Source organism: Spirochaeta dissipatitropha, from assembly GCF_054657935.1.
This window is the reverse complement of the sequence record NZ_BAAHXT010000002.1, coordinates 393,245-420,009: the sequence shown is the minus strand read 5'-3', so window position 1 is coordinate 420,009 and position 26,765 is coordinate 393,245. Positions and strand designations below refer to the sequence as shown.

At 47.4% G+C, this 26,765-nt stretch carries 21 protein-coding genes; 8 read left to right on the top strand and 13 right to left on the bottom strand.

Translation table 11 applies throughout. The annotated features are described in order from the left end of the window. Window positions 1-89 precede the first annotated feature (89 nt). Window positions 90-2,327, top strand: coding sequence for a GGDEF domain-containing protein (locus ACYQ2L_RS03580; protein WP_460051126.1), 2,238 nt, complete (start codon window positions 90-92; stop codon window positions 2,325-2,327). Here ACYQ2L_RS03580 and ACYQ2L_RS03575 read toward each other — a convergent pair. Beyond that, a complete protein-coding gene (locus ACYQ2L_RS03575) occupies window positions 2,284-3,213 on the bottom strand; it encodes a LysR family transcriptional regulator (protein WP_460051124.1) in 930 nt (309 codons plus the stop codon). The genes ACYQ2L_RS03580 and ACYQ2L_RS03575 overlap by 44 nt on opposite strands. Before the next feature lie 105 nt (window positions 3,214-3,318). On the opposite strand from ACYQ2L_RS03575, the gene leuC reads away from it, so the two are divergent. The 3 genes from leuC (at window position 3,319) to ACYQ2L_RS03560 (ending at window position 7,698) form a co-directional block, all read left to right on the top strand. Next, window positions 3,319-4,746 carry a 3-isopropylmalate dehydratase large subunit gene (gene leuC, locus ACYQ2L_RS03570; protein ID WP_460051122.1) on the top strand — a complete coding sequence of 476 codons (1,428 nt, stop codon included), beginning with the start codon at window positions 3,319-3,321 and terminating at the stop codon, window positions 4,744-4,746. Further along, window positions 4,739-5,365: a 3-isopropylmalate dehydratase small subunit gene (gene leuD, locus ACYQ2L_RS03565; protein WP_460051120.1), complete on the top strand. Its 627-nt coding sequence runs from the start codon at window positions 4,739-4,741 to the stop codon at window positions 5,363-5,365. Before leuC ends, leuD begins: the two co-directional genes overlap by 8 nt. Window positions 5,366-5,583: 218 nt before the next feature. Beyond that, entirely contained in the window at window positions 5,584-7,698 is a 2,115-nt protein-coding gene (locus ACYQ2L_RS03560; protein WP_460051118.1) for a PP2C family protein-serine/threonine phosphatase, read from the top strand. A gap of 18 nt (window positions 7,699-7,716) precedes the next feature. On the opposite strand, the gene ACYQ2L_RS03555 is transcribed toward ACYQ2L_RS03560, so the two are convergent. The 5 genes from ACYQ2L_RS03555 to ACYQ2L_RS03535 all read right to left on the bottom strand — a co-directional run bounded on the left by ACYQ2L_RS03555 (window position 7,717) and on the right by ACYQ2L_RS03535 (window position 13,488). Continuing rightward, window positions 7,717-8,796, bottom strand: a complete 1,080-nt coding sequence (locus tag ACYQ2L_RS03555; protein WP_460051116.1) for an ABC transporter ATP-binding protein — start codon at window positions 8,794-8,796, stop codon at window positions 7,717-7,719. Then, window positions 8,783-10,390, bottom strand: a complete 1,608-nt coding sequence (locus ACYQ2L_RS03550) for an ABC transporter permease (protein ID WP_460051114.1) — start codon at window positions 10,388-10,390, stop codon at window positions 8,783-8,785. The genes ACYQ2L_RS03555 and ACYQ2L_RS03550 overlap by 14 nt, the downstream gene beginning before the upstream one ends. Next, window positions 10,391-11,374 (bottom strand): iron ABC transporter substrate-binding protein, encoded by a 984-nt coding sequence (locus ACYQ2L_RS03545; protein ID WP_460051112.1) that lies wholly within the window; start codon window positions 11,372-11,374, stop codon window positions 10,391-10,393. It lies immediately after the preceding gene. A gap of 145 nt (window positions 11,375-11,519) precedes the next feature. Further along, window positions 11,520-12,002, bottom strand: coding sequence for a metal-dependent transcriptional regulator (locus ACYQ2L_RS03540; protein WP_460051110.1), 483 nt, complete (start codon window positions 12,000-12,002; stop codon window positions 11,520-11,522). Window positions 12,003-12,048: 46 nt separating this feature from the next. After that, entirely contained in the window at window positions 12,049-13,488 is a 1,440-nt protein-coding gene (locus ACYQ2L_RS03535; protein ID WP_460051108.1) for a hybrid sensor histidine kinase/response regulator, read from the bottom strand. 121 nt (window positions 13,489-13,609) lie between these two features. On the opposite strand from ACYQ2L_RS03535, the gene trpB reads away from it, so the two are divergent. Both trpB and ACYQ2L_RS03525 read left to right on the top strand, forming a co-directional pair. Beyond that, window positions 13,610-14,821 (top strand): tryptophan synthase subunit beta, encoded by a 1,212-nt coding sequence (trpB, locus tag ACYQ2L_RS03530; protein WP_460051106.1) that lies wholly within the window; start codon window positions 13,610-13,612, stop codon window positions 14,819-14,821. A gap of 7 nt (window positions 14,822-14,828) precedes the next feature. Continuing rightward, a complete protein-coding gene (locus ACYQ2L_RS03525) occupies window positions 14,829-15,848 on the top strand; it encodes a hypothetical protein (protein ID WP_460051104.1) in 1,020 nt (339 codons plus the stop codon). 25 nt (window positions 15,849-15,873) lie between these two features. Here the strand turns inward: ACYQ2L_RS03525 and ACYQ2L_RS03520 are convergent, their stop codons facing one another. The 7 genes from ACYQ2L_RS03520 to ACYQ2L_RS03490 form a co-directional block, all read right to left on the bottom strand. Further along, window positions 15,874-16,251: an acyltransferase gene (locus ACYQ2L_RS03520; RefSeq protein ID WP_460051102.1), complete on the bottom strand. Its 378-nt coding sequence runs from the start codon at window positions 16,249-16,251 to the stop codon at window positions 15,874-15,876. A 210-nt stretch (window positions 16,252-16,461) separates the two neighbouring features. Continuing rightward, window positions 16,462-18,870, bottom strand: a complete 2,409-nt coding sequence (locus ACYQ2L_RS03515) for a hybrid sensor histidine kinase/response regulator (RefSeq protein ID WP_460051099.1) — start codon at window positions 18,868-18,870, stop codon at window positions 16,462-16,464. A 26-nt stretch (window positions 18,871-18,896) separates the two neighbouring features. Further along, a complete protein-coding gene (locus ACYQ2L_RS03510; RefSeq protein WP_460051097.1) occupies window positions 18,897-20,969 on the bottom strand; it encodes a chemotaxis protein CheA in 2,073 nt (690 codons plus the stop codon). After that, window positions 20,966-21,292: an STAS domain-containing protein gene (locus ACYQ2L_RS03505; protein ID WP_460051095.1), complete on the bottom strand. Its 327-nt coding sequence runs from the start codon at window positions 21,290-21,292 to the stop codon at window positions 20,966-20,968. Before ACYQ2L_RS03505 ends, ACYQ2L_RS03510 begins: the two co-directional genes overlap by 4 nt. Before the next feature lie 30 nt (window positions 21,293-21,322). Then, a complete protein-coding gene (locus ACYQ2L_RS03500; RefSeq protein ID WP_460051093.1) occupies window positions 21,323-21,697 on the bottom strand; it encodes a response regulator in 375 nt (124 codons plus the stop codon). A 31-nt stretch (window positions 21,698-21,728) separates the two neighbouring features. Then, a complete protein-coding gene (locus ACYQ2L_RS03495) occupies window positions 21,729-22,976 on the bottom strand; it encodes an ATP-binding response regulator (RefSeq protein ID WP_460051091.1) in 1,248 nt (415 codons plus the stop codon). 115 nt (window positions 22,977-23,091) lie between these two features. Further along, window positions 23,092-23,592, bottom strand: coding sequence for a hypothetical protein (locus tag ACYQ2L_RS03490; RefSeq protein ID WP_460051088.1), 501 nt, complete (start codon window positions 23,590-23,592; stop codon window positions 23,092-23,094). A gap of 82 nt (window positions 23,593-23,674) precedes the next feature. Here ACYQ2L_RS03490 and ACYQ2L_RS03485 point away from each other — a divergent pair, with 82 nt between their 5' ends. Together ACYQ2L_RS03485 and ilvD are read left to right on the top strand one after the other, a co-directional pair. After that, window positions 23,675-24,796, top strand: a complete 1,122-nt coding sequence (locus tag ACYQ2L_RS03485; RefSeq protein WP_460051086.1) for a response regulator — start codon at window positions 23,675-23,677, stop codon at window positions 24,794-24,796. A gap of 135 nt (window positions 24,797-24,931) precedes the next feature. Then, window positions 24,932-26,761, top strand: a complete 1,830-nt coding sequence (ilvD, locus tag ACYQ2L_RS03480; RefSeq protein WP_460051084.1) for a dihydroxy-acid dehydratase — start codon at window positions 24,932-24,934, stop codon at window positions 26,759-26,761. Window positions 26,762-26,765: the final 4 nt, after the last annotated feature.

Genomic DNA, 26,765 nt, shown 5'->3' with positions numbered 1-26,765 from the left:
CTGCAAGTCTTCATACAAACTTCACACAATACTGATGAAACTGGAATTTCTGGCTATTTCCCGAAAATCAGCATACAATACTGATAGTAATGAACAGCAGGAATCCAACCATAGGTCTACAACTGACGAATGTTTATGATGAATATTCAATTCAACTCCTGTCCGGTACCTCGGATGCGGCAGAGCATCTTGGCTGTAATCTGCTGGTTTTTCTGGGTGAAGCATTAAATAACCCCAGGAGATATCTATATCAGGGCAATGTCATTTACGAGCACGTTCATTCCGGCAATATTGATGCCTTGATCGCATCCACCGGAACCCTTGCAAATTTTACAGGATCCCATAATTTTCAGAAATTCCTCGATACATGCCGCGATATACCTGTAATAAGTCTTGGTCTCAAGCTCGAAAACTTCACTTCGGTTTGCGTTGACAATACCGGAGGTATGGAAATGATCAGCCGTCACATGATTCAGAACAGAGGCTACAGGAATCCTTTGTTTATTCATGGACCCGCTAGAAATCCTGAAGCACAGGATAGATATAAGGCTTTCAAAAAGGTAATGCTGGAGAATAATCTGGTTCATGACAGCCGCCTCTTATTATACGGTGATTTCACAGAAGACACAGTCGCAGAACCACTTCAGGATCTACTGGACAAAAAGATCGACTTCGACTGCATTATATCTTCAAATGACAACATGGCCCTTGCAGCGATGAGAGTCCTGCAGATGAACGGTATTCGGATTCCCAGGGATAAAGGTATAAGCGGGTTTGACAACTTTCCTGAATCACAATTCTCACTCCCTCCTTTGACCACAGTGCAGCAGCCATTTTATAAACAGGGCTGGACTGCCGCAGAACTTGCTTACAAAGCTCTCAAAGGGGAAAGGAAGATCAAGCATGTATTTCTTCCTACAGAACTTGTAGTTCGATCCTCCTGTAATTCTGCTGAAAGCCTTTCTTCACGATTCATATCAAAAGGCACAGCAGACATTCACAAGCTCGTGGACGATAAGGAGAAGATCGAAGAATTTCTTTCTCTGTTTTCATCCGGCATGAATGCAGAGCAAATCAAAACCGCATTCCTCGGTAAACTTGACAGCGCTTTGCAGCTACAGCTTACAGGTACCGGTCCTTCCGCACCATGGCAGCAGATTCTCGAGGTGATAAAGGCTGAATCTGACACTTCTGACCTTTCCCAACAGGATAAAATGATCCGTGAAATTCTTTTCCTCAATGCCAGGATTATGATCAGCGAAGCAGAACACCTACTCCAGGCTGCCAACCGCTTCAGAATGGAAAAGAACATGACAATAGGACGGGCCATGATGCAGCGCATGACTTCAATAATCTCGATGCAGGAATTGACCGAGCTTTTGAAGGAAGACCTACCGCGCTTTGGCATTACATGCGCACATCTGGTAGCATACGAAGACATAATCGTTCACAAGAGAGGCGAGGACTGGAAACAACCAGAGCGGCTCCAGATGGTAATGGGCTACGACAGCAGCAATCCAGGCGATATTCTACCTGTATCATTCAAGCCAATCAGGATCCTCCCTGATAGCGTATATCCAGACAAGCGCTTATATCAAAAAGTAATTAGTCCCCTCTACTTCAGGGAAGAACAGTTAGGGTATATGGTTCTGGAAACAAAGAGAATTCACACGAATGTTTTCGAGACACTGACTAATCAAATAGCTGCGGCCATGAAAACAGCCCTGCTTTTCAAACAGCAGGAAGAGACTCAGAGCAAACTCCGTAACGCACTCAGAACACTGGAGCATTATTCGCTCAAGCTGAAGATTCTGGCAGAAAAAGACGAGTTGACCGGCTTGTACAACCGGCGAGGTTTTCTGACACTGGTTCCAAAGCAGATGGAACTGCTGAAATCGGTCGAGGACAGTGCATATATGCTGTATATAGACCTGGACGGAATGAAACAGATAAACGACAGTTTTGGTCACCGCGAAGGCGATGAAGCCATCATCGCAACAGCCAATATATTGCAGAGCTGTCTGCGCAGCACTGATGTGATTGCCCGTATGGGCGGTGACGAATTCGTTGCTTTCATCTTCGAAAACGATCCTTCCCGTATCCGGAACCTGACTGACAGGATTGAAGAGGCGGCCAGGGAGCATAACGCTGTCGCCGGAAAGCCTTACAGTCTATCACTGAGCTTCGGTTCTGCTAGATTCAAGGCAGACAGCAATGATGATATTGAGACGCTTATACATAGAGCAGACAAAATGCTGTATACAATGAAACGCAGGAAAAAGGCTAAACACCAAAATTCTGCAGATGCTGCTGAGCTGTTTCCCTGAGAGCCTGCGCGGCAGGACTCAGATCTGCGAAGCTTCTGCATGCCAGAAACAATGTCCGGGATGGTCTGGGAACTGCAATTCTTCGATATGCGATTCCCCAGGCTTTTCTTACCATTTTAGGCACAAGGCTGACTCCCAGACCGGCCCCTACGAGACCCTGAACAGTCTCTATTTCTGCACTTTCATAAACAATTTGAGGAGAAATACCCTGCTGCTGTAATGCCTGCATGACAATACGATGAAATCCGTGACCCTCCTTCATAATTATAAAACTTTCGTTTTTGAGTGCCTGCAGCTGTAGATCCAGCTCACTTCGCAGTGCGAGGGGATGATCAAGAGGAAGTGCTGCCAGCAACTCCTCCGAAAATAGAACCTCCGCTTCCAGGTTCCGGTCCAGCCCCGCCTCATCCGTTACAGCTATATCTATTTCATAGTTGAGGAGTGCAGCTGAAAGGCCGGGACTGCTCTCCTCCTTTAATTGAATGTCGATTTCCGGATGATCAATCTGATATGCTCCAAGCAAAACCGGAAGAATGTGAGCACCTGTAGCCGGTAGGCAGCCTAACCTGACTGAACCCCGAGCCAGACCATCATAGGCATCCATATCACTTCGTACCAGTAGAAGCTGCTGGAGGGTTTCGGCAGCTCTTGGCTTTAATAGTTCCCCACGCGCCGTCAGGCGGGCACCTTGCCGGGAACGTTCAAAAAGACTACCACCCAACTCTTCCTCGAGTTTTGATATCTGAACAGACAGACTGGGCTGACTGATGTGACATAATTCAGCCGCAGCTGTAAAAGAACCTGTCTGGCAGATCGACAGAAAGTACCTGAGCTGATGGATCTCCACAATTTCAATCCTTTCCTGAGCAGTTAGCGGATTATCCATAGCAAAAACCTATGGCAATCATAATTAATATATCTTTTACAAATATTTAAAACAAGTATACATTAGCTTCATGCTATCTGCGTCAGCAGGTATTCAGGAGGATGTATGGCAAAAAAAACCTTATACAACAAAGTCTGGGATCAGCATGCTGTTACCGAACTACCATCAGGACAGACCCAGTTATTTATTGGTCTTCACATGATTCACGAAGTAACCAGTCCGCAGGCATTCGATATGCTCCGGGAACGAGGATTGAGAGTGGCATATCCGCAGCGAACCTTTGCCACAATGGATCATATTGTGCCAACCAGGGATCAAAAACGACCATTCACCGATCCGCAGGCGGAACTGATGATGCAGGCTATTGAAAAGAATACAAAAGAATTCGGGGTTGAGTTTTTCAACTTCGAAACCGGTAAACAGGGAATTGTACATATAATCGGTCCGGAAATGGGTCTCACCCAACCAGGTATGACGATTGCCTGCGGAGATTCACATACCAGCACTCACGGCGCATTTGGCACCCTCGCTTTTGGTATCGGCACCAGTCAGGTACGCGATGTTCTTGCAAGCCAGTGCCTGGCAATGGATCCAATGAAGGTTCGAAGGATTGAGGTAAACGGGAAGCTGCGGCCGGGAGTAACCCCGAAAGATGTTATCCTCTACATCATCAACAGACTCGGTGTAAAAGGCGGTCTTGGATACGCTTATGAATATGCCGGTGATGTATTCGATAACATGAGTATGGAAGGGCGCATGACAGTCTGCAACATGTCTATTGAAGGCGGCGCCAGGGCTGGGTACGTCAACCCCGACAATACGACATTCGAGTATCTCAAGGGGCGTGAATATTGTCCGAAAGGTTCGGAATGGGATAAAGCAATCGAAAAGTGGCAGGCCCTCGCCAGTGACAGTGATGCTGAGTACGATGACCTCGTTGTATACCAGGCAGAAGATATTGAGCCGATGGTCACCTGGGGAGTTACGCCCGGACAAAGTGTGGGAATTTCGCATACCCTACCCGTCCCTGAGGATATTGATGATGAGGGTGAACGATCTGCAGTAGAGCTGGCATTCCGTCATATGAAACTAACACCTGGCCAGAAAATGGAAGGTATACCGATTAATGTCGCTTTCCTCGGCAGCTGTACAAACGGAAGAATAGAAGACCTTCGCGCAGGAGCGGCTGTAGTAAAGGGACACAAGGTCGCCGGAAATGTACATGCTTTTGTAGTACCGGGATCAATGCAGGTGGCAAAACAGGCAGTCAAGGAAGGTCTGCATACCATTTTCATGGAAGCAGGTTTCGAATGGCGGGCAGCCGGCTGCTCCATGTGCCTTGCAATGAACCCCGACAAGCTCAAGGGGGATCAGATAAGTGCAAGTTCAAGCAACCGGAATTTCATCGGGCGGCAGGGAAGCACAAGCGGACGGACACTGCTTATGTCACCGGAAATGGTTGCTGTAGCAGCTATCAGGGGCTCAGTATGCGATATAAGAGAATTCGGAAAAAAGGAGACTGCCCATGTCTAAAATAACCCAGATCAACGGCCGCGCCGTACCAGTCAGAGGCGACGACATAGATACCGACAGAATAATTCCGGCCCGATTTCTGAAGGAAATTACCTTCACCAAAATGGGAGACTACCCGTTTTTTGATGAGCGTTTTGACGATAACGGTAACCAGAAACCCCATCCATTTAACGAAGATAAATTCCAGGGCGCCAGAATCCTGATTGGAAATGTCAATTTTGGATGCGGAAGCAGCCGTGAACATGCTCCTCAGAGTCTTCACCGGTGGGGAATATCGGCTATAGTGGCAGAAAGTTTTGCAGAAATATTTGCAGGAAACTGCGTGATGCTCGGAGTACCCGCGGTTACAGCAGAAAAGAACGATGTGCTTTCCATGCAGAAGACGGCATTGAATAATCCGGAGGCAATCTTCGACCTTGATCTCGAGTCCATGCAGATCAATATCACAGAATCCGGAGGATCCAGGCAGCAATTCAGCATCAGTATGCCTGAATCGCGCCGGAAAGCCCTGCTGGCTGGTACATGGGACAGCACAACACTGCTCGTAGCTAATGCGGACAAGGTACGGCAAACAGCTGCGAAGCTCCCCTACATGGATTGGCAGACCCAGGCGGAGTAGTCGGCACTGCCCGGAATTGTCTGAAGCCCTGGCCCTACCTCAGGCCAGGGCTTCAGATTTTAAAACTGATGAGCTTTCTGTAAAATCACATTTTACATGAGAATGCGCTGCTGATGCGGGGAGGAAATTGCATGTAATTCTGCAATTTCCTCTGACAAAAATGTCTTTAACCGCGCTATTTTATGGCAGTTTTTCTGTTTGTCGTATATGCTGAGAGAATGTCTGCTTCCAGAATTATCCAGCGTGTTCTAACAGCTGTGCTGCTTCTACTGCTTGTGCTGCTCTTTCTGAATGTAATCCGGGATCAGGTACTAATTGCTGATTCAGTGCACGCACCGAAGGCTCTGAATGGTGTTCTCGATGCCAGGGGATGGAATCCGGAGACAGACGGAATTCTTGACCTCGCCGGTGAATGGGAATTTTACTGGGAAGAGTTTGTTTACGCAGATAAAGAAGCACTACAGGATCCCATCTACATCCAGCAGCCAAGATTATGGAATCATCTGAATTTACCCGGCGAGTACTTCCCACCTGACAGTTACGCCAGCCTGCGTCTCAGAGTACTGATTGATAATGACTGGCCGGACAGAATCGGCTTTACCATTCTGGAAACGGCAAATTCCATGCGATTCTATGTTAACGGAACGCTACTTGCCAACGCCGGTATTCCGGGAACCGATATTTCATCTACAGATCATCGATTACGTCCAAGATCGGCAGAGTATATCCGCCATGGTACAGAAGAGCTGGACCTTATTCTGCATATTGCTAATTACATTGACCGCGAAGGAGGCCGAAAACGACCTCTATACATCGGGAAAGTCCAGGATACACTGAATGTCCGCCAGCGCGGTCTGTTGTACGAAGGCCTGATCGGCGGCTCATTATTGATGATAGGTCTTTATAACCTGATTCTATTTGCAGTAAACAGAAAGCAACGACTTCCTCTGGCTTTCTTTTTCGTGTGTCTCTTTTTTGCTGCTTTTATTCTTCTGGCAGGAGAACGCGTACTACTCCTGCTTTTTGATATTCCCTTCAGTATTTTCGGTAAATTATGGTTTCTCTCCTACTATTTCATGCCTGTAAGCATGGCGGTCTTTCTGCATTTCCTGTTTCCTAATGACAGTCAAGGCTTTGTCTGGAAAGGACTTCTGCTGTTTGCATCAGTGTATTCACTGATAACTATGATACTTCCTTTTGATCGTGCAATTGATCTCCTGAGTGTATATCATCTTGCCACCTTTACCACTGCTATATACCTGATCACGGTCATTGCTCTGGCTATCATCAGAAATCGTCCCTATGCCTATGCTTTTTTATTGGCAAGTATACTGCTCTTTGCCACTTCAATAAATGACATCCTGTATGCGGAAAATATAATAGTTTCAGTATTCCTCGCACCTTTCGGCATTCTTGGTTTTGCGATTGCTCTGTCCGTAGTTATTTCCCAGCACTTTGCCGAAACATACAGGCGTGAAGAAAGCCTGGGAAATGACCTGAAACAATACTCCGATAATCTGGAAAAACTGGTTGGACAACGCAGTCAGCAGGTCCAAAAGCGCAAGAAGGAGCTCGATACCAGCATCGAATACGCTGAGCGCATACAGAAATCTACTCTGACAAGTGATTCCGAACTGAAAAGAATATTTCCTGATCATTTTATTATATACATGCCCCGGGATACCGTCGGGGGAGATTTTTATTGGGGATCTGCCAAGGTTGCCGGAGAGGGATACATTGCAATCGGTGACTGTACCGGACATGGTATACCGGGTGCCCTTATGAGCATGTTGTCCTCAAGCATCCTGGATCAGATTATTCAGGTTTCTCAGTCAGATTTCGCCAGCAGTCCAGCAGCAATATTGAGTGAGCTGCACAATGGTGTACGCAGAAATTTACAGCAAAAAGGGGGCAGCAATCTGAATGATGGACTGGACATCGGTATTATTCATAGTGGTCAGTCAATCCTCCAGTTTGCCGGTGCTCACATGGGGCTATATCTTGTCCGCAGAGGGAGCGGCGTGGAATTCTTCCCCGGGAGCCGAAAGGGAGCAGGATACATCAGAACTGCACTCGACTATGAGTTTCAGTCTGCGCAAATCGAACTTAAAAAGAATGATATTTTCTACCTTCTGAGCGATGGCTTGATTGATCAGAACGGCGGTGGAAAGAACCATCCTTTCGGTAAACGCCGCTTTATCCAGCTGCTGGAAAGCATACAGGAAGTACCATTCCAGCAGCAGAAATCCCGGATTCTGGAAGCATTAGAACAGTATCAGAATGGAAATCCGCAGAGAGACGACATATGTGTTTTTGCAGCACAAATCCAGTAATTAAAGCAGAAATACCAACTATTCATGCCGAAGGCGGCAGACATCAGAACTGCAGACGCCACAATACGGTGAATCCTTGACAACCACTGCAGGCTCGTGAGCCTGAATAAACACCTGCTCTTCGGCTTGATAGACGTGGGTATAATCTGTGTGTGCGATATACGTATTATCTCCCGCAGCCAGTCGATAAGTAACATCGTGACCACGAAATTCCCTGGTAATTACTCTGGCAGGCATTGCATTTGCCACATCTGGTTTAAAGGGTCTTATGGATAGGTGCTCGGGTCGCAACGAGAGAAGCACATCTCCATGTGAACAAGGACGTATAGGAATCCGTCCGAGCGCAGTATCTGCCATATCTCCATAAGCCTTCGCCACAAGCAGATTAGCCCTGCCGAGGAACCTGGCCGTGAATGCTGTGCTAGGGTATAAATAAACCTGCTCTGGACAACCAACCTGTTCTATACTTCCCTCATTCATTACTGCCAGGCGATCACAGAAGCTGAGGGCTTCTTCCTGATCATGGGTGACCAGAATTGCATTCATATTGGCCCGTTTCAGAATTGCCCGCACCTCCCTGCGTGTTGAGTCACGCAAGGCAGCATCCAGGTTGCTGAAAGGTTCATCCAGAAGCAGCAGAACAGGATCTGCTGCCAATGCCCTGGCAATCGCGACACGCTGCTGTTGCCCGCCGGACAACTGATCCGGCATCTGTTTTGCCTGTCCATGAAGCCCTACTGTCTCCAGCAACTCGAATGCACGGGCTCTCCGCAATTTCCCGGGAAGATGAGGAAGCGCGAACATAACATTCCGCAATGCAGAAAGATGCGGAAATAGCGCATAATCCTGAAATACAAGGCCTATCCTACGCTTTTCCGGCGGTAAAGCAGTAATATCCTGGTCACGCAGACGTACTACTCCACTGTCAGGAGAAGTAAATCCTGCAATCATCCGCAGGGTGGTTGTTTTTCCACAACCCGAGGGACCCAGAAGACCGAATATCTCACCGGGTTCGACCCTTAGACTGATGCTATTTACAGCAGGAGCTTTTTGCAGATCAAAGTACTTGGTGAGTTCCTGAATTTCAAGCAGGTGCATGTGCATCTCCTTCGTAGCGAAGCATGAGTCCTACAAACATACTGGAAAACAGCACTATAGCAGCTGCATATGGAGCTGCCTGCGCCATGAGGGCTTCAGAAGTACGTGTGAATACCGCCATTGAAAGAGTTGTCCATCCTGTAGGCCCGAGAATGAGGGCCAATGGCAGCTCTTTCATAGCCATGACAAAAACCAGTACAATGGAAGCGAATATTCCACTACGCAGAAGCGGCAAAACTGACTTGAAGAATGCTGCCGCAGGAGAATAACCGAGTGAACGGGCGGCTTCCTCAAGCTTTCTGGGAGCATGCAGCATTGAACTCCGCAACGGCCCGATAGCAAGGGCAAGAAAGTTCATGCTGTAAGCAATTATCAACAAAGGTAAACGCTGATACAGTACCGGCATCAGCCTGAGAGAAAAGAACACCAGAGCCAACGCAAGGGCAAGTGGAGGAACTGCATAGCCTATATAAGCTGCTTTTTCAGCGATTCTGCTTACCGGACCGGGATAGCGTGAATGCATATAGGAAACCGGTAGGGCAGCAAGCGTTGCAATGAGAGCGGCAGGCCCTGCCACTGCTGCAGAACGCAGGAATGTTTGACCAACTCTGGCGAATTCTGCAAACGGAGATGCCTGAAACATCCAGAACATGAGCATTACAATCGGAAGACCAATCGAGAGAAAACTGATTAATGCAGCGTAACTCAGTCCCGCAACCTGTGCCAGAGGACCTAATCGGGCAGGGACAGATCTTCGGGCAGCTCCGGTTCCCACCCGTGCCAGATGTGTCCGGCTGAGCAGTCGGCCTTCAATCGCCAGAACCGCAACCGGAATTGCCAGAAGCATCAGTGACAATACGGATACATACACCCGGTCAAAGGCATTAGCGTACTGGTTATAAATAGCATAACTGAAGACTTCATAGCGCATTAGTGCCACAGCACCAAAGTCACCTACGGTATAAAGAATTATGATTACCGATCCGGCAAGTATCGCCGGTCGCAAATGCGGCAGAACTACCTTGAATAAAACCGACGTCGGTCCATAGCCAAGACTTCGTGCTGACTCTTCCAGGCCCGGATCCAGACTGCGCAGGCCAGTGCGTAAATTCAGATACATATAAGGAAAAGAATACAGAGTAAGTGCCAGCAGAGCTCCAGGAAACCCCGATATTCGTGAAATTTCCAGGCCGAAAACTCTTGCTGCAAATCCATAGTTTCCGCCAATACCCAACAGGGCATATGCCATGACATAGCCGGGTACAGCGAGCGGCATGACAGCTACCATCGTAATGATTCGTCTTCCGTAGAGGTTGCTGCGTTCAGTCAGCAGAGCAAGAGGCAGACTTATTATCAAGGACAGCGAAGTGACAGATGCCGCTAAAAGCAGGGTGTTTCCTAAAAGTATGAGTGTTCGCCGACGAAGAATCATATCCGCGAGTACAGCTGCTTCTGCCGAAAAAGCCCGCAGTGCGAGGTACAGCAAAGGCACCAACATGATCCCGCCAACAGCAACGGGAACAGCAAGCAATGCCACAGGAGGTGCCGCAGAAGAAATTCTGCGGCGGCCTTCCTGCCTTCGGGCAGACTTCATCTACAGCGCTCCAGCCTGTCTGAGCAGCGAAAGTGTCCCTTCAAGGTCAGAAAGTGCATCCAGGTCAATTTCAGGGGCGGCATTAATCAGACTGTCAAGACTTTCAAGCCGAGGGTTCTGCTCGGTCGCATCGGTTACAGGATATTCAAATACAACATCCGCAAAATATTGCTGAGCATCTGATCCGAGCAGGAAGTCAATAAAACGTTCAACATTTTCTCGAGCCGGGCTATCAGCAGCAGAACCACGTACAGTTATTCCAAGACCAGCTATATTAACCATATTGCCGATATCACCATCTGCAAAAAAGCGCTGGGCTACAGGGTAATCAGGATCCTGATCCTGAAATCTCAGCAAATAATAATTATTTACCAATGCGGCATCTACTTCACCAGCAGCAATAGCTTCAACCTGTGTAGTATTATTCCTGTAGGACTGAACGTCGTTAGCCAACATATCCCTCAGCCACTGCAGGGTTACATCATCCCCGTATTCAACCCTCATTGCGGTTATAAATGCCTGGAATGAACCATTGCTGGGAGCCCACGCTATACGTCCACGATAACGCTCATTGGTCAGGTCAAACACGCTCTGTGGGTACTCATCCTCTGCGAGGCGCTGGGGTGAATATGCAAGAACCCGGGCCCGTCCACTGGCAGCTACCCAATTTCCGGTTGAACTGCGGTACATCGGTAATGAGGAGTCTATGTAGCGTGCAGGGAGCTGCACAAGCAGATTCTGTAGGGACAGTGCTCCGAGAGCACCTGCATCCTGAGCCCAGAAAAGATCGGCAGGAGTCCGGCTGCCCTCTTCTGCAAGCAGTACAGCAAGTTCACTGGTACCACCATAACGCACATTCACATTTATTCCTGTTTCTTTTCGGAACTCTTCGATAAGAGGCTCGACAAGAGATTCACCTCTTCCTGAATAAAGAGTAAATGAGCGACTCTCAGCTTCAGTTTGCCCACCGGCACTCAGCACCATAGAACCTATGAAAATATATATAAGTAAAGATAACATTCTTTTTGACAACATCACTTCTCCTATTTCTGACAAATTTTATAATGCATTATGAGAAAATGATAGCACAAGCAGAAAAAAAAGGTCAAGCTAGTAAAGTTTGTATTAACTAACTATTTTCAATGCATCTTTGACAATTATCCTCGGACAAAGTACAGAAGCGGTTCAAAACCGGGTTCCAGCGGACTTTTTCATGGGGACAGGTTTCATAGTAGTCTACAAAATGCAGAAGTCGTTCGAAGACATCCTCGGATATTCTATGCTCCATCTGGCAAGCCTCGGCTTCGGCTGTATCAGGACTTACCCCGAGTACTTTTTCAAAGAAGTCCTTCAGCGCGCGATACTTGGCAATAATTGCCCTGGCCGCCTCCTCACCTCTCTGGGTAAGTGTAATAAGATCATAGGGTTGATAGTTGACAAGTTCCAGTCCGGAGAGGACTCTTAGTGCCGCTGTTACTGAAGGCTTATTCACACCCAGTTCCTCTGCAATATCCTTGACCCGGGCAGCTTTTTTACGTACCTGAATTATATAGATTGCTTTCAGATACATCTCCTGACTCTCAGACAGAACATGATCGGTTGTATGCATCATTTAAATACCGCCATCATACGAAAATACTAAACATTAACATGTCCCGTCAATGCTTGGGAATTTCAAAGGAAAAGCAGGATCCCTCACCAAGCGTACTCTCAACATAAACCCTTCCACCATGGGCTTCTACTATTCTCTTGGTAATTGCCAGACCAAGTCCGGTTGATGCCTCTCCTCCGGTCGGCCGTGCACTGGCTTTGCTGAAAGGTACAAACAGCTTGTCCAGATCATCACTGCTGATTCCAGGACCGAAATCTCTCACCGATACGACCGCTGAATCACCACTCTCATCAAGCTCAATTTCAACTGAACTATCAGCTGGAGAAAATTTCACTGCGTTGGAAATCAGATTATCTATGACCTGGCAAATTCTTATCCGGTCAAGAAGTATATCCTCAACCCTATTCTTGTTGAATACAAGCTTGATGCCCTTCTGTTGTGCCATAGTATCAAACAATTTTATTCTACCATTGATAACATCACCGAGATTATCCCTTTTTCTGCGGATTTCCAGGTTTCCTGTCTGAATAGCATTCAGGTCCAGAAGATCATTTACGATAGAAAGCATTTCTCTGGAAGATTGATGAATCAGACCGAGAAATTCACGCTCCTGGGCATCCAGTTTATCAGCGCTTAATTCGAGCAGCAATTCAGAAAAACCGCTTATGCCGTTGATCGGGTTTCTCAAATCATGTGCAGCCATACCAAGAAACCTGTTTTTCTGTTCATCCAGCTTCTTCAGTTCCTGGATAAATTCCAGCATTTCGATGTTATTCAGTACCCGGCTATACAATTCTTCTCTGGTAAATGGTTTTGCCAGAAAATCATTGGCACCCAGTTTGAGAAAACGGGCTGAAAGGAACGGGGCATCATTTCCCGACACACCGATAAACGGCAATTCTGCACGGGTCCATTTCTGACGGATTTTCTCAACCAGTTCAAATCCATCCATACCCGGCATATTATAATCCGAAATTACCAAGCGGATATCCGAATGCTCCTCAAGCAGTTGGAAAGCAACCTCTCCGTCTTTCGCATCTATTGTCTGAAAGCGGTATGCTTCCAGGGCTGAACAGATATTCTGCCGGACGACAGCTGAATCATCAACAACCAGAATCCGGATGTTGCAGTTTTTCTGCAACCGCTCGACTATGTCAACTAATTGAGATGCACTCTGTAGGTTATTCTTGATTACATAATCAACAACTTTTTTCTTGAGTATATTTTCGCGATGGCCTTCATCAAATCTTCCGGTAAATGCAACTACAGGAATGCCGAGGGAGACGACATAATCCACCACCTCACCATCTGGAGCGTCCGGGAGAACAAGATCAAGCAGTGCAACATCATAGGAATTCCCGGCAGTCAATTCCCTGGTTTCAACCAGAGAGCCTGCGGTGTCAATTTCAGCATCAATACGTGAAGACAGAACGCGTTCAACCAGCCTCAAAAACATTCTGCTGTCATCAACAAGTAGAATTCGCATTTATTTTATTCTCCCTGATACAGTATCGTTAGCATGTAGACCAATGTCAACAAGGAAGAAATTCTCTCTGTTCAAAACCCGGCATCTCACCTACAATAGTGACGAGAGGAGATCAAATCTTATGACACAAAATCCAGATTATTTTAAAACCGTGCCGGATGAAAAAGGCAATTTTGGAGAATTCGGAGGGAGTTATATTCCTCCAGAGCTGCAGCAGGAAATGGACAGAATTACCGATGCCTACTATTCAATCAGCAAGTCACATCAATTTATTTCCGAGCTCCGTAGCATCCGTAAGCATTTTCAGGGAAGACCGACCCCTGTATATTACGCCAGAACACTCTCGGATGAGCTCGGGGGACGCATATATCTCAAACGGGAAGATTTAAATCACACCGGAGCCCACAAGCTCAATCACTGTATGGGTGAAGCACTGCTTGCCAAATACATGGGGAAAAAGAAGCTGATAGCTGAAACCGGTGCAGGCCAGCATGGTGTCGCCCTTGCGACCGCAGCTGCGTACTTCGGTCTCGAATGCGAAATCCATATGGGTGAGGTAGATATTGCCAAGGAACACCCAAACGTCGTTAGAATGCAGATTCTCGGTGCAAAAGTTGTACCGGTTGGCTTCGGATTAAAAACTCTGAAGGAAGCAGTCGATTCAGCTTTCCAGTCCTATCTGCAGGATCCGATAACCTCCATTTACTGTATTGGATCTGTAGTTGGGCCACACCCCTTCCCGATGATGGTACGTGATTTCCAGCGTGTAGTTGGAATCGAAGCCCGGGAACAGTTTCACGAAATGACTGGTGAGAACCCGGATAATATAGTCGCATGTGTAGGCGGTGGCAGTAATGCGATGGGTATCTTTTCAGGATTTCTGGATATTCCGGATTGCAGCCTGTATGGTGTTGAGCCAATGGGCCGTTCAGAAAAAACCGGTGACCATGCTGCTACTATGACATTCGGAAAACCAGGCATTATTCATGGTTTTAAATGCTATCTCCTTCAGGATGATAATCAGGAACCAGCGCCTGTCTACTCGATTGCAAGCGGACTGGATTATCCAGGAGTGGGTCCAGAGCACTCCATGCTGAAGGATCAGGGTAAAGTACAATACACATCGGTCAGTGATGATGAATGTGTCGATGCTTTTTTCGAACTCAGTCGGAAGGAAGGAATAATTCCTGCCCTGGAAAGCGCTCATGCAATTGCGTATGCTTTCAAGCTGGCAAAAGATAAGCCGAGACAATCAATTCTGGTCAATCTCAGCGGCAGGGGCGATAAGGATATCGACTTCATTGTCGAAAAATATGCGGATAGAATACAGTAGGACTTCTATGAAAACTATAGAGCAGTATACCAGCAGCAATTATAGTGAAGCATCGCTGCATCGTGACCGAATCCGGGCAGACGCCGCCGCAATTCTCGGTGGATCTGCCGAAACTGCCCTCGCTATGCTCAAAAAACGAACTGCAGTACTGACATTACTGGCAGGTTCCGGAAGCCGCTGGGTAAAATCCATTGAAGCTGCGGAAAACGATGAAGACGCCGTCAACTTTGATGTCAGCAAGCCCCGTGGCCTGTTCCCGGTCCGAAATCTATTACCGGAAACTATCTGCAATAAAAAGAAGCTCCCTGTTGCTGCCTACAGCCTGTATGCCGTACAGGGTTTGGGCAGCCATCTGATCATGACCAGTGGTTACGAGCAGGAAATTGAAGCAGAGATCCTGGAGCCGCTTGGCTTTGATTCAGATAGCTACCAATTCCAGCGACAGGAACTGTTCCTGGGCTCCCCTCTGGGACACGGCGCAGCGGCACTACAGGCCGCAGATTTCTGGAAAGACTATGACTATGTAATCTGCAATTTCGGTGGTGACGCCAACAACAGAAACACGATCAGTGACAGCCTCCTGCTGCTTGCAGCACTGGACTCGACAGGCAACAACACCGGACTTTTGCTGCCTGCTGCCATGGTACAGAAACCTGCCTACACAATCGAAACGAATGATCAAGGTCTGCCGCTTGCCTTTCACCATGCTAAACTAACCGGAAAAACAACAAGTGAAGAGAAAGGCTGGAGTAATGTAGGAGTCAGGCTTTACAGGAGCAGGGATCTTCTGGAGAGTCTGTATCAGCTGCACGAAGCATATTGGTCAGATGACAGTGGATATGCTGTACCCGGAAATCAAGGAAACGAGTTAGCTCTGGATAACGTGGATGCAGTTCTCGCGGCACAACACAAGGCGCGCCTGTTTACAATTGCTGAAGCAGGTGAAATAACTCCAGCCAAGACGCTGGATGCAATCCCCGCCTTCCTCTCGGCTGTACAGCGACTGCCGGGAATGCGAAAACTATAGCTGTTGCTTTTACATAGATTGGATGTCAGTCCCCGGCATCCGATCTATGAGCATGGTCGTCTGGATGCACCCGCAGGTCATCCTCCGTAACATCGCGTATATATCGAGCCGGATTACCTCCCCATACCTGATTCGCGGGAATATCACTCGTAACGTAGGAACACATTGCAACAATAGCATGCTCACCAATCGTGACTCCGCAGCGGATTACTGAATGAGCACCTATCAAGGCACCTTTCTTGATTAACACCCTGGCAAACCTCAATCTGGTATGGGTGAATTCATGCGACATAATCGTTGCCTTCCAGCCAATGATAACATCGTCTTCAATCTCAATCAGGGAAGGATGGATTCTGTCCAGCTCAAGTCCGTTGACCAGCCCGACATTGTTGCCAATTTTCATATGAAGCATACTACGGTACAGGAATACCGCCGGTCGCGGGGTAAGCATTTTGCAAAAGGAGATGACCATACTGTGGTATAATATGCTATAGAAGGAGAAAAAGTTCTTTGCGTATTTAATAATCGTCTGCCGCCCTGAATACCGGACAATCAAATTAGGATCAGTTGACCTGCGGACAAAACGGCGGATTGAATCTCTCATTTTCATAAATTATACCTGGTAATATTTCTGAAATATCTGCCTGAGCTGCTTGAAACGAATTGGTTTGGATAAGAAATCATTCATCCCTGCTCTCAGACACTCCTCGCGGTCGATATTCTGGGCACGGGCAGTCAATGCTACGATAGGCACTTCACTGAACCTGTGGCTGAAATCTGACCTTATTTCTCTTGATGCAGTCAGTCCGTCCATAATCGGCATCTGTACATCCATAAGTATCAGATGTACATCATGCTCATTAATAATATCAAGTACCTCCTGCCCATTCACAGCTTCATGGATTTCAATTTTTTCTGAAATTCTGCTGAACAGTTCCCTGATCAGCAGCCTGCTGTTTTGATCATCATCAGCTACTACAACGGATCGATTCTCGATTTCATTAATAGCTTCAGCAGGGCTTTCTGCAGCAATGCCTATGCGGCTTACTCCCTCAGGATCATATTCAGCATCTATCGAAAGAATAAAAGTCGAACCTTCCCCTACCGTACTGTGGACATCGATTTCACCACCCATCTGTTCCGCCAGTCTTGCTGAAATCGCCAGGCCCAGGCCGGTCCCCCCATATCTCCGTGTTGTGGATGTATCTGCCTGGGTGAAAGCCTGAAACAATCTGGCCCTGTCCTCCGGGCTGATTCCAATGCCAGTATCATGAATCGCAAACAGAAAATGACCGGTGTTGTCAGTCCGGGGCTGGAAACTGATATCAAGCTCAACTTCACCAGACTCAGTGAACTTGACAGCATTCTGAAGCAGGTTAAGAAGAATCTGCTTGAGGCGGATAGGATCGATTATTACTATATCAGGTAGATCCGGCTGAATTCGCATCTGCAGCTCCAGCCCCTTGTTGACGGCACGGGGTCGTATAATTTCCAGAATCTGTCCTGCAAGCTCCGCAAGATCGGTCCGCAGTAATTCCAGATCCAGTTTTCCGGCCTCTATCTTGGAAAAATCCAGAATATCACCAACAATTTCCATGAGTGTCTGAGCACTCTCGGAGGCATGTTGTAGAAACCTGCGTTGACGATCATCCAGTTCTGTACTCTGCAGGAGTTCGGTAAATCCGATCACACCCTGCAGTGGTGTTCTGATCTCATGACTCATATTTGCAAGGAAATCCGATTTGGCCTTGCTCGCAGATTCTGCCTGCTGCTTGGCTACCAGAAGATCCCGTTTCTGCCGCTGTATTGTCAGTGTGCGCTCGGCGATTTTTTTCTCCATGCCGAGCTGAAGCCCCCTGGCAAGACCTACTGCTAGAATTATAGAACTCAATGCAAAGCCGATCTGATTACCATGAACTGTAAGGAAACTGTGTGACAGAAGTCCCAGTGCCCTGAGTGAATGAAGCGAGACCCCTATAACAAGCACTCCATGAATCAGAATAAAAATCCTGGAAGAACGGGTTCCTTTGAGTGCCATTAAAATACCTGTCAGCAATATGGCTGAAACCCAGATAACTGCTACAGAATTACCGATTAGAGCAACTATCGGGTAAGGTGCCAGTAAGGCTGCTGCAGCGAAAATACCGACCGGGAACAGTAGATAATGCAATGCCTTATCGATTTTAACTGCGAATATCCTGGTATCAAGAAAAGCCCGGGTGAACTGAACCCCCCAGAACATACCTGACGCTCCCAGAAAAGGAACAAAATTGTTCATATGCCCTGTAAACAGAAACATGCTGTAAGCCGAGAGATATGTATAGGCCACCCCATGAATGCCAAGCATATACAGAAAATAACTGCCTACAGCAAGCACATAATACAAAAGTGCTCTCTGCCTCACCAGGACATAAAAAATTGCATTATACAGTATCATAACGAAAATTATTCCGTAGAAAAAACCGGATCTGATCGCTCGTATCTGGCTGTCCTGTATAGAGAAAGTCTGTTCAACAATGTGTAAGGGTATATTCATTGTAGAGGAAGATTCCACACGCAGGAAATATTCACTCGGCACACCGGAGTTCGGGCTGATCTGAAACTGGATGTTGCGATGCTGCACCGGCCGTTGATCAATCGGCAGCTGATAACCGGAAACGAATTCAGCATCAGGACCATAAAGCCTGACATCATCCAGAAAGAAATTCGGAATTTCCAGAAGCCAGCTTCGTTTTCCTTCTGTAGTATCCTCTACTGACAGGCGGAGCCAATATACATCTTTCGTATATCCGAAATTGAATGAAGGCCGATCCGTCAGTTCCCGGAACCCTGATCTTTCGGACAATGCCCGAACTTTGCTGATATCCAGCTCGCCGCCCCTGTCAATCATGTACACAGTGTGTCCGGAAATATCAATTTTACGGTCATCCGGCCCGAGCCGAACCACGTTTTGTGCCTGAATACTCACTACAGGAGATGACAGACAGAATAGAAGTAATACAAGGCGGAGGAATCTGTTCATGTGCTCCCTACTGTTATATTCTGCAGCTATCGAAACAGCCGCTCGACATCGAGTACCAATGCCGGAGTGCCATCACCAAGCATGACCGCCCCGGTAAAGCCGTCGTGTCTTGCAAACAATTTCCCGAGAGGCTTGACCACCCCCTGAAAAGACAGCGGCACATCATCAATAGCCAAACCTATCTTCTTCTGCCCATTCGTAACAACAAGCATATACAGCGATTTTGCCTGCCCGGAAAAACCGAACTGCCGTGCAATATTCAGTATCGGAAGTTTCGAACCACGGTATGTCACAAGGCCTGCATCAATGTCTATATTGTAGTCAGCCAGATCCACACATTCCACTACATTAGCCAAATTAACCAGATATTTCTGTTCGGCGACCGGAGCCAACAAGCCCTCAATAATGGCCAGGGTGAGAGGTATCCGAAGAGCAATACGGCTGCCCTTACCAGGCTCTGAATGAATCTGTACTGAACCTGAAATCGATTCCAGGTTACTTCGTACTACATCCATTCCTACTCCCCTGCCGCTTACATTTGTAGCTACCTCCGCAGTCGAAAAGCCCGGCTCGAAAATCAGATTGTAGATCTCTTCCATGCTCAATTCCTGATCCGCAGGGATAAGTCCCCGCTCCACAGCCTTAGCCCGAATCTTTCCGGCATTCAGACCGGCACCGTCGTCAATGACTTCAATCAGCACCGATGCACCGGAATATTGAGCTCGCATTGTAAGCTGTCCGGTCGGAGATTTTCCGGCAGCTCGACGCACATCGGGAGACTCGATACCGTGATCAATTGAATTTCTGATTATATGCAGTAAAGGGTCCTTAAGCCGTTCGAGCACATTTTTATCCAGCTCTGCCTCGGTTCCCTCAAGAATAAAATCGACTTCTTTATGGAGCTCTGCTGTTAGATCTCTCACCAGGCGGCGGAACCCACTGAACAGCAATCCAATCGGCACCATGTGCATATCCATGGCCAGCTCCCGAAGTTGTCTGAGCATGGACTCCAGTTGTTCAGTCACAGTGAACAGATCCTCATCTTCCCTGTGACTGGAAATTATCCCGAGCCTGGCATGCAATGTACCAAGCTCACCAACAAGGTTTACCAGACTGCTCAGTTTCTCGGTTTTCACCTTGATCGTTGACGACAGTTCGACTTTCTGACGCGACTCCCGGATTTTCCGGACATACTGTTGTTCCTCAAGGGCTGATTCAAGCCGCTCACCGGTAATGTAGCCTTTATCCAGCAGAACCTGGCCAAAATGCTGGTGCCCCTGCATAACCGCTTCGAGCTGATCCACATCAATATCTCCGCGGTCAACGAGAATTTCTCCAAGGCGTTTATATGATGTATTGCTGTCGGAAAAATCATCGGCATCGATCAGACGGATATCCAGACGCCTTGAATCCTGTGCAAACAGAAACACATCGCGTATGCTGTCTTCCGGCTTATCTGTCGTGAGCAGTATTTCCCAACCTACATAGCAGGATTCAGGATCCAGTTCAGAAAAAGCCGGTATATCCTGGCAGAAACCGATAACAAGAACCGAACCCAGTTCCTTCAACTCGCGAATGAGTGACAGAGGATCGCCTCCATGTCTCAACACATCGATATTGGGAGCATAGGTAATACGATAGGTTCCGGGCTGCGATACCGTCTCCCCCTTTGAGTAATCTGCCTCACCGCCGATCAGACCACTGCTTTCAGCACTGGCATCAGCAGTCTGCAGCTGTTTGATAGATTTAATGATTTCCGGATCAGGGAGTTCCGCATCTCCGTCGAGAGCAGCCTGCACAAGTCGAGATATTTCGTCCCGTGACTGCAAGGCAACATTTACGATCGCAGATGGAACGGCTTCACCGGAATCACGAACCTGCTCAAAAAGCGCTTCAAGCACATGTGTGAGGTCCACCAGGCCCTGGAAACCAAACATTGAGGCGGCCCCTTTCAGGGTATGCAGATTCCGGAATGCGGAATCAATCTGATTTCTGTCATCTGCATTCTGCTCAAGGTTTATAAGACTCTGCTCGAGTTCCGTGAGTATTTCTGAAGCTTCTTCACGAAAGATATCCAGGGGATCGGTTTCAATACTCATTGTTCCTCGGTTTCCAGTGCCCCAAAAGGTTTGGGCAAGCCAGTAAACTCACTCATTCTGGATAGCCTTTCAGCACAGCTGCCCGATTTAACGACACAGGGGATTTTTTCTTCGCTAATTGTCCGGGACAGGGACAGTAACAACTGATACCCCGCAAGGTCTATCCCATCGATTTTATCAAGGTCGATCCGGAGCTCCTTATCCAAACTGATCAGACCGGCCAGTTTTTCATAAATATCCCTGATTTCAGAAAATACCAGGCGCCCGCTGAAGGAGACTTCTATCCGCTTGCTTCTTGCACTGTTTTTTTTGATCTGGACCATAATCTCCCCTGGAATTCACTGAACAGCTCATCAGAATTCGGTTTTTTCGAGCACCTTATCAATGACACCAAGCAGCTGCTCTTTCTGGAACGGTTTGGTCACCCAGCCTGTCGCACCGGCATCCTTTCCAGCCTGTTTTTTGGCAGCTTCACTTTCTGTAGTAACCATCAGCACAGGCACATTCGGGTGAACAGTCCCAGTGCGAATATTTCTGACAACCTCCACACCATTCATACCAGGCATATTGTAATCTGTTATAACAAGATTAAAACTGCTATCCAGTGCTGCGAGGCCGGAAGGCCCATCATTCGCCTGCACGACTTCATGTCCGGCACCTTTCAGAATGATCTGTATCATCTGACGCATTGTTGCAGAATCATCAATTATCAAAATTTTACTGGCCAAACTCGTCTCCTTTTCGTTCAACATCCCTGCGCTATTTCAGCAGAGGGATGGTTATTGTGACACGAACAACTGGTGTTGGGCTATCACCGGTATGATCCGTACCATTTCCGGTTCTGATCCAGGCTCCCTGCCTTTTTAAAAGTTTCCGGGCTACATACAAACCGGTTCCATTTTTCCACTCCTCCTCAGGAATTTCCACAGGATACTGGTCGATTGTGTAAAACAGATCGAAAACCATTTCTGAGTAGTCATAAGGAATTCCGAAAATTTTGTTACCAGCAGTATCCAGAGCATCACTTTCCTTAGCTACATTCTGGATCGTAATCTCCAGACGGGGTTCATGTAAACCTGAAACCACATCAATACTAAGCACAATCCGGCTTTCATCCGGTGAGAACTTGATCGAATTTACCAGAAGCTCATGAAGAATTTTCTTGAGATACGCCTTGTCGATTCTTACTCTTCCTGCTGGTACGGATCCGGGTACACCGACTGCAATACCTCTGTTGTAAGAATTCAGACATCCTTCCATCTCTTCCCGACAAAACGATACAATCTCACTCATCAAATCGGCAATTTTGAAATCACCTATATTTAGATCGATATGATCTATGTCACCAATAAATGTAATATAATCGAATATCTGCTTCTGGGAAGCTGCGGTTTCCAGCACCATTTCGGCAACTTCAGGGCTGATACAGTAATTCTTTCCACTGGACTCACCAATTTCTGATTTCAGGAGATCCAGCCAGAGATATCCTCCTGCCTGATTGATTGCCTGACTCAGTTGTCTTATCATCTGCTCTGTCTGACGTATATCCTTGCTTGCATAGAGCTGCCGCCAGTTCACAAGTTTATGATTTTCAAGTTTGATAAGCTCGCGCTCCTGCTGAATCTGCGCCAGGAGCCTGCGTCTGCGTACATCCTCAATACATTTTTCAACCCTGAACACAAGTTCTTCAACTACAATCGGCTTGGTTATATAATCATCTGCACCGCTTTTCACCAGTTCGATTGCAAGCTGCAGATCAGAATTACCGGTTAGAAATATAAACGGACAGTCGGCACTATAGCTGCGCAGTTCCGCCAGAAACTCAGCACCACTCATCCGGGGCATAAAATAGTCAGAGATTACCAGATCCGTTTTCTCCTGCCTGAAAGCATCTACGGCTGCTCGCGGATCCGTGAAAGCAATGACCTCATAGCCGCTACTTTCAAGTGCTTTTTTAATAACCGAGACTGTTGTTCTTTCATCATCTACAACTAAAACCTTTGTCACGCTGCCACCTTGCACTTATAATACTGTAATTCAGGAGAAAAATAAATTCCAGCATGCAACTAAAAGTGGAAAGATTGAAGAATATTTTGTGGGCAGCCAGATCTGTAAACGCAGACTACCAGAGAATCAGCGAGGCACCGATTCTTCCCCTGGCGCTGGAAAAATCTACAGCCCGGTCATTCCGGCTTGGTACGAGATACTGGAAACTCAATCCTGTTGAAATGCGGCCAAGCAGCAGATCCAGATCAAATTTTGCATTGAGCCAGTCTATGGTCATTTCGTCCACAGGACTGGATTCTGAAAGCGCGAAACGCAGAGCAGGTCCGATACCTCCCGATAATCTGAAAATCAGGAAATCGTAGGAAAGCTGGGCAGTAAGATACAGATCTATGCTACGCTCTTCCATGGCATAGAGAGCCAGTGCATCCAGATTTAATCGATCAAACTTGATTCTACCGTTAGCCCCGAATGTAAAGGTGCCGTCCAGAGCATCGGATACATCCTCTGCAGCCAGTATCGGTGTGTCTGAAAAGACAGCCGCACCAATCCCTACACCTGCACTGATAGAGGCAGGCAGAAGCACAAGAATCAGAGCCATTATACATCTTGATTTCATTTTTTACCTCCATGATGTTATAATTATAGCATACAAACAGTCTGCGATCCATGTTATCATCAATTAACGAAAGGAGCCTCCCGTGAGCGAACCGGATATGGATGACATACTGGTTATGGACCAATCTGAAGAATCCACGATTATGATAGTGGATGATAATCCTATTAACCTGAAAGTCCTATCACTGTTTCTTGAAGATACAGGATACCAGGTCCAGACATTCAGTAACGGACCTGAAGCATTGGATGCAGCTCAAAAATCAGTTCCGGATCTAATTTTGCTGGACATCAATATGCCCGGCATGAGTGGACTCGAAGTCAGTCAGGAGCTGAAATCTGATTCCTTACTATGCCGGATACCCATACTGTTTATCAGCGCTTTATCGGATACCGATGACAAGGTAAGGGCATTTGCTGCTGGTGGTCAGGATTATATAACAAAACCTTTCCAGTTCGAGGAAGTCAGAGCGCGCGTGGAAACACATCTACAGCAGCAGCTGCTGAGAAAAAAGCTGGAGCAGCACAACAGCAAACTCGAGGAAATGGTAGCTGAGAAAATCAGGGAGATCCACGATTCTCATCTATCGACTATTTTTGCACTTGCCAAACTTGCTGAATTTCGAGACAACGATACCGGCAAACATGTGGAGCGGGTGCAGAAATACACCAGGGTACTTGCAGAAAAAATGTCGGAGATTTCCGGATTCCATGATTTGATTGACAATATATTTATTCACAATCTGTATCATGCAGCTCCACTGCATGATATCGGCAAGGTTGCAATTCCCGACAGTATTCTGCTCAAACCGGGAAAATTGACAGAAGCTGAATTTGAAATAATCAAGAGGCATACAATAATCGGGTCTGAAAATCTACAGGCCGTCAAGGAACATTACCGGGAGAACTCATTTCTGGAGGTCGGCGTCGCTCTGACCAGATCACATCATGAAAAATGGGATGGAAGCGGATATCCGGATGCTTTGTCAGGAATCGAAATTCCACTGGAAGGCCGAATTATGGCAGTCGCAGATGTTTATGATGCACTCAGAAGCAAGCGGGTATATAAACCTGCATTCAGCCATGAAGAGAGCTGCAGAATTATTCTGTCCAGTTCAGGAACACATTTTGACCCGGCAATAGTCGAGGTCTTCGACATGGTAAAAGCGGAATTCGAGAAAATCAGCCTGGAATATGCCGACAGATAGAGATTCGGCCGAAGTCAGCTGCAGTCCGTTTTTATTGCGTATTCTTCACCAATTCGATGACTTAATTTCACTTTACGCATCAATGGCTGTCTGCTATACATAGAAGCACGCAGAGTACAATTTATGGAGGATACAATGCCCGCTTTACGAAGCCTTACCAACACAGCCGGTCGAAATATGGCTGGAGCCCGCAGTTTATGGCGGGCCAATGGAATGCAGAAAGAACAGTTCGGCAAACCGATTATTGCCATTGCAAACTCATTCACCCAATTCGTACCCGGTCATGCCCATCTGCATGATATCGGACAGGAAGTAAAAAAACTTATTGAGGATCAGGGCTGCTTTGCGGCTGAATTTGACACCATTGCAGTTGATGACGGTATTGCAATGGGACATGGCGGAATGTTGTACAGTCTTCCCAGCCGCGATTTGATTGCTGACAGCATTGAGTACATGGTGAACGCCCACTGTGCAGATGCACTGGTCTGTATTTCCAATTGCGACAAGATCACTCCAGGCATGCTGCTCGCAGCTATGCGGCTCAATATACCTACTATTTTTGTCTCCGGCGGGCCCATGGAAGCTGGAGTAGTTGGCGATAAAAAATATGATCTGGTCGATGCTATGGTTATGGCTGCAGACAGAAATGTAGATGATGAGACCCTGGCAGAGGTTGAGGAAAATGCCTGCCCGACCTGCGGAAGCTGCTCGGGTATGTTCACGGCCAATTCAATGAACTGTCTGAATGAAGCACTCGGTCTGGCTCTTCCCGGAAACGGTACGGTTCTGGCAACACATGAGGAGCGACGCTTACTCTTCGAGAAAGCAGCCAGTCGCATTGTAGATCTGGCCCGCGAGTACTACGATAATGACAATACTTCCGTACTACCCCGCTCCATAGCAAGCAGATCCGCATTCATGAATGCAATGAGCCTGGATATTGCAATGGGAGGAAGCACCAACACTATTCTGCATCTGCTTGCCATAGCCCGGGAAGCTGAGGTGGATTTCAGTATGAAGGACATTGATCAGCTTTCACGCAGAATCCCCTGCCTGTGTAAAGTCAGCCCGAACGCTGACTACCATATCCAGGATGTCCACAGGGCCGGCGGTATAATGGGAATTCTAGGAGAAATGAACAGAGCAGGACTGATCGACACCAGTGTCTTCAGGGTTGATTTCCCGACTCTGCAGGATGCACTCGACGCCTGGGATATCGCAGACGGAAAAGTGAAGCCTGAAGCTGAAGAATTCTATCGGGCTGCGCCGGGAGGTTACCGTAACCTGACATTGGGAAGCCAGAATGCACGCTTCAAGGATCTTGATCTCGACCGCGATGCAGGATGTATCCGCCGCGTAGAAAAGGCATATTATGCTGACGGAGGTCTTGCAGTTCTTTTTGGAAATCTTGCAGTGAACGGCTGTATCGTCAAGACAGCTGGAGTTGACCCCAGTATTTTTCGTTTCACCGGCAATGCAAAGGTCTATGAAAGCCAGGATGATGCTGTTCATGCTATTCTGAATGAACAGATACAAGCCGGTGATGTGGTAATTATCCGATATGAGGGTCCAAAAGGTGGACCCGGTATGCAGGAAATGCTGTATCCGACCAGCTATCTGAAATCTCTCGGTCTCGGCAAGGAATGTGCACTACTTACCGATGGCAGGTTTTCCGGAGGCACAAGCGGGCTTTCGATCGGTCATGCCAGTCCCGAAGCGGCTGCCGGCGGTGCGATCGCTCTGGTGGAGAATGGTGATGTCATAGAGATCGATATTCCCGGACGACGGATCGAAATGAAGGTCAGCGAGGAAGAACTACAGAAACGCCACGAGGCTCAGGCTGCTCGCGGCTCCAGAGCTTATACACCACTGAACCGTGAGCGGCAGGTAAGCAAGGCTCTGAAAATTTATGCCAGTCTTGCAAGCAGCGCAGATCAGGGAGCTTTCAGACAACTGCCTGAATGAGGTA